This window comes from Variovorax sp. GW821-FHT10C12, assembly GCF_059415405.1.
Genome location: NZ_JBWKNE010000001.1, coordinates 1,513,163 through 1,527,775 on the forward strand (window position 1 = coordinate 1,513,163; position 14,613 = coordinate 1,527,775).

13 protein-coding genes are annotated in these 14,613 nt (G+C 68.1%); 5 read left to right on the top strand and 8 right to left on the bottom strand.

Translation table 11 applies throughout. The features are described from left to right. The first annotated feature begins 14 nt into the window (after positions 1–14). A complete protein-coding gene (locus tag AC07OH_RS07130) occupies positions 15–428 on the top strand; it encodes a PPC domain-containing DNA-binding protein (protein ID WP_495300108.1) in 414 nt (137 codons plus the stop codon). Here AC07OH_RS07130 and AC07OH_RS07135 read toward each other — a convergent pair. Genes AC07OH_RS07135 through AC07OH_RS07145 form a run of 3 tightly spaced genes read right to left on the bottom strand, consistent with a single transcriptional unit; the run spans position 383 to position 3,494 of the window. Next, on the bottom strand, positions 383–1,441 hold the full coding sequence (locus tag AC07OH_RS07135; RefSeq protein ID WP_495300109.1) for an amino acid ABC transporter permease: 1,059 nt from the start codon (positions 1,439–1,441) through the stop codon (positions 383–385). The two genes, AC07OH_RS07130 and AC07OH_RS07135, sit on opposite strands and share 46 nt — an antisense overlap. Next, positions 1,438–2,439, bottom strand: a complete 1,002-nt coding sequence (locus AC07OH_RS07140; protein ID WP_495300110.1) for an amino acid ABC transporter permease — start codon at positions 2,437–2,439, stop codon at positions 1,438–1,440. Before AC07OH_RS07140 ends, AC07OH_RS07135 begins: the two co-directional genes overlap by 4 nt. Continuing rightward, entirely contained in the window at positions 2,436–3,494 is a 1,059-nt protein-coding gene (locus tag AC07OH_RS07145; RefSeq protein ID WP_495300111.1) for an amino acid ABC transporter substrate-binding protein, read from the bottom strand. The genes AC07OH_RS07140 and AC07OH_RS07145 overlap by 4 nt, the downstream gene beginning before the upstream one ends. A 173-nt stretch (positions 3,495–3,667) precedes the next feature. Here AC07OH_RS07145 and AC07OH_RS07150 point away from each other — a divergent pair, with 173 nt between their 5' ends. Next, a complete protein-coding gene (locus AC07OH_RS07150) occupies positions 3,668–4,057 on the top strand; it encodes a DoxX family protein (protein ID WP_489056738.1) in 390 nt (129 codons plus the stop codon). Between the two features lie 24 nt (positions 4,058–4,081). Here AC07OH_RS07150 and def read toward each other — a convergent pair whose 3' ends face one another. The 5 genes from def to smc form a co-directional block, all read right to left on the bottom strand. After that, positions 4,082–4,621, bottom strand: a complete 540-nt coding sequence (def, locus tag AC07OH_RS07155) for a peptide deformylase (protein ID WP_070060694.1) — start codon at positions 4,619–4,621, stop codon at positions 4,082–4,084. Between the two features lie 49 nt (positions 4,622–4,670). After that, positions 4,671–5,117 (bottom strand): hypothetical protein, encoded by a 447-nt coding sequence (locus AC07OH_RS07160; protein WP_495300112.1) that lies wholly within the window; start codon positions 5,115–5,117, stop codon positions 4,671–4,673. Positions 5,118–5,236: 119 nt separating this feature from the next. Further along, a complete protein-coding gene (ligA, locus tag AC07OH_RS07165; protein WP_495300113.1) occupies positions 5,237–7,333 on the bottom strand; it encodes an NAD-dependent DNA ligase LigA in 2,097 nt (698 codons plus the stop codon). 26 nt (positions 7,334–7,359) lie between these two features. Next, entirely contained in the window at positions 7,360–8,466 is a 1,107-nt protein-coding gene (locus AC07OH_RS07170; protein WP_489056735.1) for a cell division protein ZipA C-terminal FtsZ-binding domain-containing protein, read from the bottom strand. Positions 8,467–8,479: 13 nt separating this feature from the next. Further along, positions 8,480–11,995 carry a chromosome segregation protein SMC gene (gene smc, locus AC07OH_RS07175; RefSeq protein WP_495300114.1) on the bottom strand — a complete coding sequence of 1,172 codons (3,516 nt, stop codon included), beginning with the start codon at positions 11,993–11,995 and terminating at the stop codon, positions 8,480–8,482. Between the two features lie 113 nt (positions 11,996–12,108). Here smc and AC07OH_RS07180 point away from each other — a divergent pair, with 113 nt between their 5' ends. From AC07OH_RS07180 to AC07OH_RS07190, 3 genes are read left to right on the top strand one after another with little or no spacing between them, the layout of a single operon-like run. After that, entirely contained in the window at positions 12,109–12,879 is a 771-nt protein-coding gene (locus AC07OH_RS07180) for a hypothetical protein (protein ID WP_495300115.1), read from the top strand. Positions 12,880–12,934: 55 nt separating this feature from the next. Continuing rightward, positions 12,935–13,255 (top strand): helix-turn-helix domain-containing protein, encoded by a 321-nt coding sequence (locus tag AC07OH_RS07185; protein WP_070060699.1) that lies wholly within the window; start codon positions 12,935–12,937, stop codon positions 13,253–13,255. Then, complete coding sequence (locus AC07OH_RS07190) at positions 13,252–14,550, top strand: type II toxin-antitoxin system HipA family toxin (protein WP_495300116.1); 1,299 nt, start codon at positions 13,252–13,254, stop codon at positions 14,548–14,550. Before AC07OH_RS07185 ends, AC07OH_RS07190 begins: the two co-directional genes overlap by 4 nt. Positions 14,551–14,613 lie beyond the last annotated feature (63 nt).

A 14,613-nucleotide genomic window follows, 5' to 3' on the forward strand; every position in this document is an offset into this window, starting at 1 on the left:
CGAGGCAACAGCGCATGGACACGCTCGTGCTGCGGCTGCAACCCGGCGACGACCTGCGCGCGGCGCTCGACGCTGTGCTGAAGCAACCCGGCATCGGCGACGCGGCCTTCGTGGTCTCGGGCATTGGCAGCCTGAGCGGCGCGAGCATCCGTTTCGCGGGTGCCGAGTCGGCGACGCGGATCGAAGGCGACCTTGAAATCCTCACGCTCGCCGGCACGCTGTCGCCCGATGGCTCGCACCTGCATCTCAGCGTGTCGGATGCCGTCGGCCGGGTGTCGGGCGGCCATGCCGCGCCGGGGTGCGTGGTGCGCACCACGGCCGAGATTCTCGTCGCGGTGCTGCCCGAATGGCGCTTCTCGCGCGAACCTGATGCGCAGACCGGCTACGCCGAGCTGGTGCCCAGGCGTCGCTCGAGCCAGACGCTGTAGCGCGACAGCCCGAAGCACAGCAGCCAGTAGACGGCTGCCACGAACAGGTAGCCCTCGAGGTAGAACGGCCGCCAGACCGGATCGCCACCCAGCGCCAGCCCGAGCGCGCCGGTCAGCTCGAACAGGCCGACCACGGTGACCAGCGAGGTGTCCTTCAGCGTGCCGACCACGCTGTTGGTCAGCGCCGGCACCACGAGTCGCAGTGCCTGCGGTAGCACGATGTCGCGCTGCACCGGCCAGCGGCCGAAGCCGAGCGCCATCGCCACCTCGGTCTGCCCACGCGGCACGGCCTGCAGGCCACCGCGAATGATCTCCGCCAGGTAGGCCGCGACGAACAACGTGAGGCCCATGAGCACGCGCACCAGCACGTCGGGCTGCCAGCCCGCGGGCCACAGCAGCGGCAGCAGGAATGAGGCCATGAACAGCACCGAGATCAGCGGCACGCCGCGCACCAGCTCGATGTAGCTCGCGCTCAGCGTGCGCACCACGGGCCATTCGGAGCGCCGCCCCATCGCGAGCAGCAGCGCCAGCGGAAAGGCCAGCGCCAGCCCGACCACCGCGAGCCCGATGGTGAGCGGCAGGCCGCCCCAGCGGCTGGTCGGCACCACGCTCAGCCCGGCCACGCCGCCGTGCATCAGCCCGACGAACAGCAGCAACGCCGCGCCCCACAAGGGCGCCAGCCACCAGCGCCAGCTGCGCGGCCAGGCGCTGAGCACCGTCACCGCGGACAACACGACGACGGCAACGGCCGGGCGCCATTGCTCTTCGTACGGGAAACGCCCGAAGAGCATGGGCCGCCACTTCTCGGCCACCACGCCCCAACAGGCGCCGTGCTGCACCGCGCGACAGGCGTCGGCGTCGGGGCGGAACACGGCGTGCAGCACGCCCCATTCGAACGCGTGGAAGCCGGCCCAGGCCAGCACGCCCAGCAGCAGCACCGTGGCCAGTGCGCGCAGCGGCGAACCCCACAGCTCGCTGCGCCATGCGATGGGGCCTTGCGCGACATTTCTCATCGCCAGCCTCGCAGCGCGACGCGCGCGTTGTAGCGGTTCATGCCGAAGGAGATCACGAGCGACAGCAGCAGGTACACCGCCATGATGATCGCGATGCACTCGAAGGCGCGCCCGTTCGAGCCGATGGTCGTGTTGGCCACCGACACCAGTTCCGGGTAACCCACGGCCACAGCGAGCGACGAATTCTTGGTAAGGCTCAGCAACTGGTTGGTGAGCGAAGGCACGATCACGCGCAACGCCTGCGGCAGGATCACGATGCGCAACTGCTGCACCGACGACAGGCCCAGCGCCTGTCCCGCCAGCACCTGTCCCTGCGAGACCGAGAGGATGCCGGCGCGCACGATCTCGGCGACGAATGCCGCCGAGTACAGCGACAGCCCGGCGACGATGGTCACGTACTCCGGGCTCAGCGCGGCGCCGCCGCTCACGCCGAAGTCGCCGCGCTCGGGCCATTCGAAATGCGTGGGCCACCCACCGCCCTCGCCCGTCACCGGCCAGGGCACGCTGAGCCCGCCCTTGCTGAGCCACACGCCCGGCAGCAGGTGCACGGGCTCGGTCGGATCGGGCAGCAGGTTGGCCATCGCGAAAGCCAGCATCAGGAGCTGCACCAGCAGCGGCACGTTGCGCAGCAGCTCCACATAAGCAGTGCAAATGCCGCGCAGCAGCACGTGCGGCGCAAGCCGGCCGATGCCGATCAGCATGCCCAGCACCACCGCGAAGATGGCGGCCGGCACGGCCGCGCGCACGGTGTTGATCAGCCCTGCGAGGAACGCGCGCCACGACGGCTGGCTGGCGTCGAAGTCGAGCCAGCCTTCACTGATCGAAAAGCCCGCGGGCTCGGTGAGGAAGTCGAAACCTGAACGTACGCCGCGTGCACGCAGCACATCGAGTGCATGGTTCACCACCCAGGCGGCGCCGGCCACGACGGCCAGCACCAGCAGGGCCTGAACGAGCCAGGCCAGCCAGGCGCCGCGGCGCGAGGCGCCCTCCTGCCTCATCGCACCGGTGGTGCGTAGATCAGGCCGCCCTTGCTCCAGAGATTGTTGGAGCCGCGCGGCAGCTTGAGCACCGACTTCGGACCGACGTTGCGCTCGAACATTTCGCCGTAGTTGCCCACGGCCTTGATGGCGCGGTACGACCAGTCCTTGTCGAGACCCAGCAGCTTGCCGAGGTCTTCACCGGCGCCGAGCAGGCGCTGCTGGGCCGGGTCCTTGCTGCCGGCCTTGAGCTGGTCGGCATTGGCCTGCGTGACGCCGAACTCTTCCGCCTCGATGAGCGCGTTGGGCACCCACTTGGCAATGGCGAACCACTCGTCGTCACCGCGGCGCACCAGCGGTGCGAGCGGCTCCTTGGAGATCAGCTCGGGCAGGATGAGGTAGTCGTCGGGGTTCGGCGCTTCCTTGTTGCGCAGGCCGGCCAGCGCCGAGGCGTCGGTCGTGAAGGCCTGGCAGCGGCCCGAGAAGAAGGCCTTGAACGAGGCCTCGAAGCTCTCGAACACGACGGTCTTCACCGGGATGTTCTGCGCGCGGAAGTAGTCCGACACGTTCTTCTCGTTGGTGGTGCCCGACTGCGTGCAGATGGTGGCGTTCTTGAGCTGCTTGGCGCTCGTCACCTTGAGCTTCTTGGGCACCAGGAAGCCCTGGCCGTCGTAGTAGGTGATGGTGGTGAAGTTGAAGCCCAGCGACGCGTCGCGCGTGAGCGTCCAGGTGGTGTTGCGCGCGAGGATGTCGATCTCGCCGGCCTGCAGCGCCGAGAAGCGCTGCTGCGAGTTCAGCGGCACGAAGTCGACCTTCTTGGGATCGCCCAGCACGGCCGCGGCGATGGCGCGGCAGGTGTCGACGTCCAGGCCCGACCAGTTGCCCTGTGTGTCGGGGGCCGAGAAACCGGCCACGCCGTTGGTCACGCCGCACTTGACGGTGCCGCGCTGCTTGACCGCATCGAGCGTCTTGCCGGCAAAGGCCGGGGCCGCGGTGGCCATCGCGAGAACGGAAGCGGCGGCGAGCAGTGCCGGGCGCAGTCGGGTGGTTGGGGTGGTCGTTGTCTTCTTCGTCATGGGTGTGTACTCCTCAACAGTAGGCAAAAGGCAGTGTACGGGGCGATGCAGGTCGGCGACAAAGAACCCTGCGTTGGATACATATGTCGAACTGCCTCTTGGCGACAGGCCGGTTTGCCTCGCAGTTTCACTACCATACGGCCCTTTCATCACTCCCAAACAGGAATCACACCATGGTCAAGTCCGACGACACCGGCAAGCTCATCCTGCGCGTTGCGCTGGGCATCCTCATCCTGCTGCATGGCATTGCGAAGGTCGGCAAGGGCGTCGATGGCATCGGCGGCATGCTCGCGTCGCACGGCGTGCCCGCGGTGCTGGCCTACCTGGTCTACGTGGGCGAGATCCTGGCACCGGTGCTGCTGATCGTCGGCCTGTTCACGCGGCCCGCCGCACTGGTCGTGGCCATCAACATGGTGGTGGCGATCTGGCTGGCCCACCGCAAGGACCTGGGCGCGCTGAACGGGCAAGGCGGCTGGGCGCTGGAACTGCAGGGCATGTTCCTGTTCGCGGCGATCTCGCTCGCGTTCACGGGTGGCGGGCGCTTCGGGCTCAACAACAAGTAAGCCGGTCAACGGACGGACGACCCGTCAGTCGTCGTCGGCCGCATCGAGGCCTGGAAACAGGACCTCGGTGTAGCCGAAGCGCGAGAAATCGCGCACCCGCATCGGGTACAGCTTGCCGAACAGGTGATCGACCTCGTGCTGCACCACGCGCGCATGGAAGCCGTCGGCGGTGCGGTCGATCGGGTCGCCATACAGGTCGAAGCCCGTGTAGCGGATGTGGGCGAAGCGCGGCACCACGCCGCGCAGACCTGGCACTGACAGACAACCTTCCCAGCCCTCTTCCTCTTCATCGCCCAGCGGGGTGATGACAGGGTTGAGCAGCACGGTGCGCGGCACTGGCGGCGCATCGGGGTAGCGTGGATTGACGGTGTCGGTGCCGAAGATCACCAGTTGCAGGTCGACGCCGATCTGCGGCGCCGCAAGGCCGGCGCCATTGACCGCCTGCATGGTCTCGAACATGTCGCGCACCAGCAGGTGCAGTTCGTCGGTGTCGAAAGCGGCGACCGGCTGCGCGGTGCGCAGCAGCCGGGGGTCGCCCATCTTGAGAATTTCGCGGAAGGCCATGGCGAGATTATCGCGACAGCCTCACACGAACGTCATGCCTGGGCCGCGATCACGGAGGCGTGGTGCCTTGCGAGTCGGGCGAGGTCCACAGCCGCGCCCGGCCGGTCGGCATCTGCTGCGGCCGCGAAGGCGTGATGCCAGGCACGCCGCCCGCACCGGGCCGCACAGGCGGCACCACCGCGACCGGCGGACGGCCACCACCCCAGGGCGGACGCGTCGTCGGGTACGAAGGCGTGGGCCGCACGCCAGGGTACGGATAGCCAGGCCGATAGCCGTCGTAATAGGGACGGCGGTCGTAGTACGGGCGACGGTTGTCGTAGTAGCCGCCCCCCTGGATGTAGACCGGCGCAGGCACCACCACAGGACCCGGATCGGCGTAGTACGGATCGGAATAGCCGCCGGAGTAGTACGGATCGCCAGGAACGGCCACGCAGCCGCTCAGCAGCGCGATGCCGCCGAGTGCGAGGCTGGTAGCGAGGACACGAATTTTTTGCATGAGGGACTCCTTGTCGGCCTTCTGTAGTCGTTCAACGCCCGCTTGTAGACCCTGTTGACTGCGCGGATGTGAAGTCGCGTAACGGCCGGTAAGGGCCCCAGCCACCGATGCCGACGGCTTCAGGCCTCAGGTGCCGGTGGAACCCCGTTCGCGAGGATCTCCAGCATACGCGCCTCGTCGATCACCGTGACGCCGATGTCGCGCGCCTTGTCGAGCTTGCTGCCAGCCTCTTCCCCGGCCACGAGGTAGTGGGTCTTCTTGCTGACGGAGCCGGCCACCTTGGCGCCGGCTGCCTCCAATTTATCCTTCGCTTCGTCGCGGCCCAGCGTAGGAAGGGTGCCGGTGATCACGAAGGTCAGTCCCGCCAAAGGCTTGGGCGCACGGGCTTCGGGCTCGAACTCTTCCCAGGTCAGGCCGCAGGCGCGCAGCTGCTCGACCACCTCGCGGTTGTGCGGCTGGTCGAAGAAGGTGCGCAGGCTTTGCGCCACCACCGGACCGACGTCGTTGACCTCGAGCAGCTGTTCCTCGGTCGCGTCCATGATCGCGTCGAGCTTGCCGAAATGCTTGGCCAGGTCCTTGGCCGTGCTCTCGCCCACGTGGCGAATGCCCAGGCCGAACAGGAAGCGCGGCAGCGTCGTCTTCTTCGAGGCTTCGAGCGCATCGACGAGGTTCTTGGCCGACTTCTCGGCCATGCGGTCCAGCCCCGCCAGCGTGACGAAGCCGAGCTTGTAGAGATCGGGCAAGGTGCGGATCAGGTTGGCATCGACCAGCTGCTCGACCAGCTTGTCGCCCAGCCCGTCGACATCGACCGCTCGCCGCGCCGCGAAATGCAGGATGGCCTCCTTGCGCTGCGCTGCGCAGAACAGGCCGCCCGTGCAACGGTAGTCGACCTCGCCCTCCTCCCGCACCGCCTCCGAATCGCACACGGGGCACTTGTGCGGCATGGTGAAAATCGCGCCGCGCTGGTCGTCGGGCTTGGCCAGGCTGTCGGGCGCCACGCCCACCACTTCGGGAATCACGTCGCCGGCGCGCCGCACGATCACGGTATCGCCCACGCGCACGTCCTTGCGGCGCGCTTCGTCTTCGTTGTGCAGCGTGGCGTTGGTCACGGTCACGCCGCCGACAAACACCGGCGCCAGCTTGGCCACCGGCGTGAGCTTGCCGGTGCGCCCCACCTGGATCTCGATGCCGACCACCTCGGTCAATTGCTCCTGCGCCGGGTACTTGTGGGCCACGGCCCAGCGCGGTTCGCGCGAGACAAAACCCAGCTGCCGCTGCAGCTCCAGGCTGTCGACCTTGTAGACCACGCCGTCGATGTCGTACGGCAGCGCATCGCGCTGGCGGCCGATGGTTTCGTGGAACGCTATCAGTTCAATAGCGCCCGTCGCCCGCGCTGTCTGCGTGGCGACCGGGAAGCCCCAGACATGGAACTGCTGCAGCCAGTCGAACTGGGTGGCGATCTCGGGACCGCCGTCGCTCGCCGGCGAGACTTCGCCCAGGCCGTAGGCAAAGAAGCTCAGCGGCCGCGCCGCCGCGATCGCCGGATCGTGCTGGCGCACCGCGCCGGCCGCCGCATTGCGCGGATTGACGAACACCTTCTCGTTCTTCTGCCCGGCGGCGATCTTCTCGCGCTGGCGTTCATTGAGGGCGTCGAAATCGGCGCGCTTCATGTAGACCTCGCCGCGCACCTCGACCACAGGCGGCGCCGCGCCCTTGAGCTTGAGCGGAATCTCGCGCACGGTGCGGATGTTCTGCGTGACGTCCTCGCCCACCTCGCCGTCGCCGCGTGTGGCGGCCTGCACCAGCACGCCGTACTCGTAACGCAGGCTCATGGCCAGCCCGTCGAACTTCAGCTCGCAGACATAAGCGATCTGCGGCGCGTCTTCGGCCAGGCCCAGTTCGCGGCGCACGCGTGCATCGAAGGCGCTGGCGCCGGTCGGGGTGATGTCGGTCTCGGTGCGGATCGACAGCATCGGCACGCGATGGCGCACCTTGGCCAGGCCGTCGAGCACCGCGCCGCCCACGCGCTGCGTCGGTGAGTCGGGCGTGCGCAGTTCCGGAAACTCGGTCTCCAGCACCTGCAGGCGCTGGAACATCTTGTCGTACTCGGCGTCGGGCAACTCGGGGGCGTCGAGCACGTAGTACAGATGGGCGTGGCGATGCAGCTGCTCGCTCAGTGCGGCGGCTTCGCGTGCCGCTTCGTCGCGCGTTGTCATGGGGTGTCCCTCGGGAAAAAGACGGATCAGCTGAAGAGGCGTCGCGCCAGCGGCGAGCCCGCGGCGAGGTCGCGTCCATCGAGCGTGTCGTACAGCTGCTCGAGGTCGGTGCCGATCACGTCCATGGTTTCGTCGCGCAGCAACTGGCCGTCACTGTCAGTGACCACGCCGTCCATCTCGCGGGCGAGCGTGGCAGCAGCTTCGCGCATGCGGCGGAACGGCTCTTCGCCGCGATCGACCTGCGGCACATCGAGGCTCAGGCTGAGCTCGCGGATGGCCGATTGCGCCGGATCGTCGGCCAGCGCGGCCTGGGTGTCGAACGAGAGCCCGAGGATCGGCGGCAGGCCGGCCTCGCTGGTTGGCAGCACCATGCGGCCCGGGATGATCCCCGCTACAAAGCCCAGCCGCGCAGCGTTCTGCTGCACGTAGCCCGGGCTCCAGGCCGCATGCAGCGCACGCAGCACGAAGCCCAGTTGCGCGTCGTGCGCGCTGGCGAACTGGTCGAGCTCGCGGGCACGTGCCACTTCGTCGAGCATCTCGGGAAACTCGGGCGCGCCGTTCACGGCATCGGCAAAGGCCTGCGCCTTGACCACGAACTCGGAGTACTCGATCTCGTTGAGTGCCCCGGTGCGGTTGGCCAGCTGCACGCCGACCTGGAAAGCGCGGTAGCGCTGCCCGGGTGCCGGCGGCTCCCACTGGCTGGTGAGGTCGTTCAAACCTTCGATGGCCACCGGCTTGCTGCCGGCGCGGCGCGTGGACGGCATGGCCGCCAGGGCCGCATCGCCCGAGGCCAGGCCTTCGAGCGAAATAGGCGCGATCACGTCGATCAGCGGATCGAGCCCGCCGCGGCGCTCGCCGGTGGGCACGGGTACGCCGCTGGGCGCCGGCAGGTCGGGGTCGAACAGCGGCTCGTGGCGGTCGCTGCCGGCCACCTGGCTCGGATCGGCATGGAGCATCGGCTCCACGCCGCCGTCGCTGCCTCCGGCCAGTGCACGTTCGGCTTCAGCCAATGCGACATCGACCGCGTCGGGCTGGCGCGGCGCGTTGCGGCGCGACATCAGGGTGTTGTAGGCCACGACGGCCGCGAGAACGAGGCCGCCGAGGATCGCCAGGGCGAGGGTGAGATTGCTCATGCGCGCGCCTGCCTTATGCCGCTTCGACCATCGAGGCCGCCGACTCCATGTCGACCGCAACGATGCGCGACACGCCCTGCTCCTGCATGGTCACGCCGATCAGTTGTTCGGCCATTTCCATGGCAATCTTGTTGTGGCTGATGAAGAGGAACTGGGTTTCACGGCTCATGGCGGTCACGAGTTTGGCATAGCGTTCGGTGTTGGCGTCGTCCAGCGGCGCGTCCACTTCGTCCAGCAGACAGAAAGGCGCCGGGTTCAACTGGAAGATGGCGAACACGAGCGCAATGGCCGTGAGCGCCTTCTCGCCGCCCGAGAGCAGGTGGATGGTCTGGTTCTTCTTGCCGGGCGGCTGCGCGAGCACCTGCACGCCGGCATCGAGGATTTCGTCGCCGGTCATCACGAGGCGTGCATTGCCGCCGCCGAACAGCTCGGGGAACATGCGGCTGAAGTGCTCGTTGACGATCTTGAAGGTGCCGCCGAGCAGGTCGCGCGTTTCGGCGTCGATCTTGCGGATGGCGTCTTCGAGTGTGCCGATGGCTTCGTTCAGGTCGGCCGACTGGGCGTCCAGGAAGATCTTGCGTTCGCTCGCGATGGCGAGTTCGTCGAGCGCGGCGAGGTTGACGGCGCCCAGCGCGACCACTTCGCGGTTCAGGCGGTCGATTTCGCTTTGCAGGCCGGTCAGGCGCACCTTCTCGGTCTCGATCGATTGCGCGACCGCTTCGAGGTCGGCGCCGGCGTCGTCCAGCAGCTGCTGGTACTGCTCGACGCCCAGGCGCGCGGCCTGCTCCTTGAGTTGGAACTCGGTGATGCGCTGGCGCAGCGGATCGAGTTCGCGCTCGAGCTGCAGCCGGCGCTCGTCGCTGGCGCGCAGCTTGAGCGTGAGGTCGTCGTACTGGCTGCGGGCCGCGCCCAGAGCTGTCTCGCGCTCCAGCTTGAGCGACAGCGCGTCCTGCAGGCCGGCTTGCGCGGCGGCGTCCGACAGGCGGCTCAGTTCAGCGCGGGCGCGCTCGTCTTCGTCGGTCAGCGCGACGGTCTGCTGCGAGGCGGTTTCGATGCTGCGGTTCAGTTCGCCGCGGCGCGCTTCGAGCGTGCGCTGCGAGAAGGTCGCTTCCTGCGCCTGCCGTTCGAGGCTGCGGTGCTGCTCGCGGCTGGCGTTCAGCGTGCGACCGGCTTCGATGACGCGCTCGTCGAGCTGTGCATGACGTTCCTGGCTGTCGGCCAGTTGCATGTCGAGCTCTTCGAAGCGGCCTTCGGCGGCGATGCGCTTTTCTTGCAGTTCTTCGAGCTGGGCATCGACCTCGCCGAGGTCGGCGGCCAGTTGCTGGCTGCGCGCACGGGTCTGCTCGGCGAGCTGCGTCATGCGCAGCGTTTCGACCTGCAGCTCATGGGCGCGCGACTGCGTTTCGGCGGCTTCGCGGCGGGCCGTGACGAGGCGCTGTGCGGCGTCGCCGTAGGCCGCTTCGGCACGGACCAGCGCAGTGCGCGCCTCTTCGTTGATGAGCGTCTGGGCCTTGAGCTGGCGCTCGAGGTTTTCCATTTCCTGCTGGCGGGCCAGGAGGCCGGCCTGCTCGGAATCGGGCGCGTAGAAGTTCACGCTGTGCGACGACACGGCATGGCCGCTGCGCACATAGATCACCTCGCCGGGCTGCAGCGTGGCGCGCTGGGCCAGGGCCTCTTCGAAGCTCTCGGCCGTGAAGCAACCGTGCAGCCAGTCGTTCAGCAGCGCTTGCTGGCCGGCGTCGTTCAGGCGCAGCAGGCTCGACAGCTTGGGCAGCGCGCCCGCACCTTGAGGCACACCGGCGGCAGGCGGGCTGTAGAAAGCGAGCTTGGCGGGCGGGGCGTCGTTGCCGAAGGCACGCACCATGTCGAGCCGGCTGACTTCAAGCGCACCCAGGCGCTCACGCAGCGCGGATTCGAGCGCGCTCTCCCAGCCCTGTTCGATGTGGATGCGGCTCCACAGGCCCTGCAGGCCGTCGAGGCCGTGCTTGGCGAGCCAGGGGGCGAGCTTGCCGTCGGTCTTGACCTTCTCCTGCAGCGCGCGCAGCGCTTCGAGGCGGGCCGAGAACTCGGCGTGGCGGGCACCCTCGGTGTTGACGGCCTGCTGCTTGGCGCGACGGTCTTCGTCGAGCTGCGGCACGGCTTCCTGCAGTTCCTGCAGGCGGGCGTCGGATTCGCTGGCGGCTTCTTGCGCCGCAGCCAGCTGCTCCTGCATTTCGGTCAGCCGGTCTTCGTCGGGCGCGGCCAGTGCGTTCTGGTCGGCACGCAGACGTTCGCTGCGCAGCGTGAGCTGGCGGCTCTGGTCTTCGATGTTGCGCTGGTCGGCGGCCAGCACCTGGATCTGCTGCTGCACCTGCGACACCGTCGCGCGCTGGGTGTTGGCCTCGTTCTGCGCACGCTGCACGGCCTCTTCGAGGTCCGGCATGCGCGCGTCGTGTTCTTCGAGCTGCGCGGCCAGCAGGATGGCCTGCTCTTCGGCATCGACGCCGGCACCGGCCAGCGTCTCGATCTCGGCCTCGGCTTCTTCGCGGCGACGGCCCCACTGGCCCATCTGCTCACGCAGCTGCACCAGGCGCTGTTCGACGCGCTGACGGCCTTCGACCACGAAGCGGATCTCGCCTTCGAGCCGGCCGACTTCGGCGCTGGCTTCGTACAGCTTGCCTTGCGCCTGGTTCACCAGGTCGCCGGCGCCGTAGTGGGCCTGGCGCACGGTTTCGAGTTCGGACTCGATGCGGCGCAAGTCGGCGGTGCGCGATTCAAGGTCGTTGATGGCCTTTTCCGAATCGGCCTTGATCTTGGCCTGGTCGGCATCGCTTTCGCCGCGCTTGAGGAACCACAGCTGGTGCTGCTTCTTCGTGGCGTCGCCTTGCAGCGCGTTGTAGCGCGCCGCCACCTCGGCCTGCTTCTCGAGCTTTTCGAGGTTGGCGTTGAGTTCGCGCAGGATGTCTTCGACGCGCGTGAGGTTCTCGCGCGTATCGCCCAGGCGGTTCTCGGTTTCGCGGCGGCGCTCCTTGTACTTGGAGACGCCCGCGGCTTCTTCGAGGAACAGGCGCAGCTCTTCGGGCTTGGATTCGATGATCCGGCTGATCGTGCCCTGTCCGATGATGGCGTAGGCGCGCGGCCCGAGGCCCGTGCCCAGGAACACGTCCTGCACGTCGCGACGGCGCACCGGCTGGTTGTTGATGTAGTAGCTGCTCGTTCCGTCGCGCGTGAGCACGCGGCGCACGGCGATTTCGGTGAACTGGTTCCACTGGCCGCCGGCGCGATGGTCGGCGTTGTCGAACACCAGTTCGACGCTTGAACGGCTGGCCTGCTTGCGGGTGGTCGTGCCGTTGAAGATCACGTCCTGCATCGACTCGCCGCGCAGTTCCGACGCACGCGACTCGCCGAGCACCCAGCGCACGGCATCCATGATGTTCGACTTGCCGCAGCCGTTCGGCCCCACCACCCCGACCAGTTGGCCCGGCAGCAGGAAGTTGGTGGGTTCGGCGAACGACTTGAAGCCCGAGAGCTTGATGGAGTTAAGACGCACGACTTGTCGCCCTGCCTTGGCATAGCGCCAAGGTATTGATTTGTAAGGAAAATTGCACGGGCCCGCAGCTTGAAGCGAGCCGCCGCCCCAGCCGTGGATGATAACGTCAGGGCATGAGCGATTCCCCGGCTTCTCCCCTCGCGGCGCGACGCACCTGCCTGCTGGCGGGCACCGCGGCCGCCCTGCTCGCGCCGCTGGCGCTGACGGGCTGTTCGTCCCTCCGATCCACCGAGCGCGCCGAGCCCTACGGCAACCAGGAGTGGCTGCAATCCGCCACCAACCGCATCGCCAATTTGTCGCTGCGCGACAACCTGCAATCGGTGCGCCGCGTGCAGACCACCTTGTACCGGCGCAACCCGCGCGAATGGCGCAAGTCGGCCGCCAGCATGGAAGAAGCCACGCAGCGCACCTGGGACGCGGTCCTGCAGGGCACGCCGCTGCCCGAATTGCGCGGCGCCAACGGCATCGACGCCATCCGCCTGGCCTTCGAGACCGGCCCGCAGGCCTACCAGGGCGACCGCGTGGCGGCGCTGGTCGTCGGGTGGGTCACGATGCTCAAACAGGCCAACGGCAACACCTGGGACCAGACCATGATCGACGGGGTCGACGCCGAGAACAGCTACCGCACGGCGCGCAACTTCGAGATTTCGCTCTGGCTCATCTCTTCCAAGACCGGCCCCGACGGCCAGCCGCTGCTGCTGGCCACCGAGATCAGCGAGCGCGGGCGCAACCTCGTGGCCGACCGCGAGCTGTCGAAGGTGGTGGCACGGCTCGACCTGCTGGCCGCGCAGGCCGACGAGAAATACCGCCGGGCGGCCCTCGATTTCGGCCAGAACTGGGTGATGGGCGTGGTCATGCCGCTCTTCACGTTGATACCCAAGTAGGCTTCTCGCATCGGAAATATATTTCCCAAATAGGCATTTGCGGTAATATCTTTCCGTGGACAAGCAGGAACTCATCACCGCCCTCACGGCGCGACGCGGGGCCACTGGCCTCACGAACGCCGAGATCGCCTTGCGCTCGGGGCTCACCGAGCGCTCGGTGCGCAATGCCCTGAGCCTGAAGGGCAATCCGCAGCTGTCGTCGCTGCTCGCGCTGGTCGATGCGCTGGGGCTCGAACTGCAGCTCGCGCCCAAGGGCTTCGGCGAAGGCACGGCCGTCGATCCTGGCTATCGCCCGGTTGCCACGCGCGTCGGTCGTGCGCTGGCCGAAGCGCCTGCCGCGCCGCCCTACGTGCGGGGCCGCCGCTCACCGCCATGAACGTCAAGATCCTCGAGATTTCGCTCGGCACGCACCGCCTCGGCAAGCTGTTCCAGTACGCCGACCTGTGCCGCTTCGTGGCGGAGCCCGAGTTGATCGCCAACCCGCTGCCCGGCGTGCTTTCGCTGTCGATGGTCGCGAGCGACCCGGCCGCCCAGGCCGCGTTGTGGAGCGACGTGAAGAACCCGTTGTTCAACGCCCAGGGCGGCCAGTTGCCGGGCTTCTTCCAGAACCTGCTACCCGAAGGCGTGCTGCGCAGTCACATTGCGCAGTTACGCGGTTGCCGCGACAACGACCACTTCGAATTGCTGGCGGCCTGCGGCAGCGACCTGCCCGGCGCCGTGGCCGCGCGCCCGGTGTCGGTGGACCGTGGCACGTTGCAGCGGCTCATCACGCAGGACCAGGACGCACTCGAGATGTCGGTGGTCGAGTTGCCGATGCCGCAGGGCATCTCGGTCTCAGGCGTGCAGCCCAAGCTGGGCCTGCGCCGCCAGGGCGGCCGCTACGTGGCGCGCGTGCGCGCCGGGGCGAGCACGCGCGTGATCGCCAAACTGCCAGTGGCAGGCCGGCCGCACATGCCGCAACTCGAGATGCTCTCGCTGCAGATGGCCGGGGTGGCGGGCGTCGAGGTGTGCCGTGCCGAACTTGCGCCGCTGTCGGCCATCGCGGCGGAGCACAGCTATGCGCTGCCGGACGAGCCCGAGTTCCTGGCCGTCACACGTTTCGACCGCGACGGCGCGCGCCGCATCCACTTCGAAGACTTCGCGCAGGTGCTCGCGGTCGACCCGATGCACAAGTACAGCGGGAGCTACCTCGACATGGCGCTCGCGATGCGCGCCTTTCCATCGTTGGGCGAAGACGCCGTGCTCGAACTGGTGCGCCGGCTCGTGGTCAACGACCTGCTGGGCAACCCGGATGCCCACCTGAAGAACTTCGGCGTGCTGTACCCCGATGGCATCGCGCCGCGCCTGGCCCCTGCCTACGATATCGTCGCCTACGCGGCATTGCAGGGTGTCGAAGGCCATGCGCTGCCGCTGCTGCCGGCCCCGGTTAGCGCTACCGCTGCGCGTCGCACCGCGATGTTCACGCCGGCCAACGTGCGCGCCTTCTGCTTCTCGGCCGGCGTGCACGAGCCGCGCATGCGACGCGTGGTGGCCGACACGGCCCGCCTCGCACGCGACCAGTGGCCCACGATGATCGACGCCTCGGCGCTGCCGGCCCCGTGGAAGAAACGGCTGCAGCAGCGCCTGCAGGCACATCCCTTGCTGCAGGGCATGAGCAAGCGGGGTCGCTAGCCACAGCGGTGCGACAGGCGACCCCTAGAATGAATCCGCCCTCCTCCACCCCTCAACCCATTC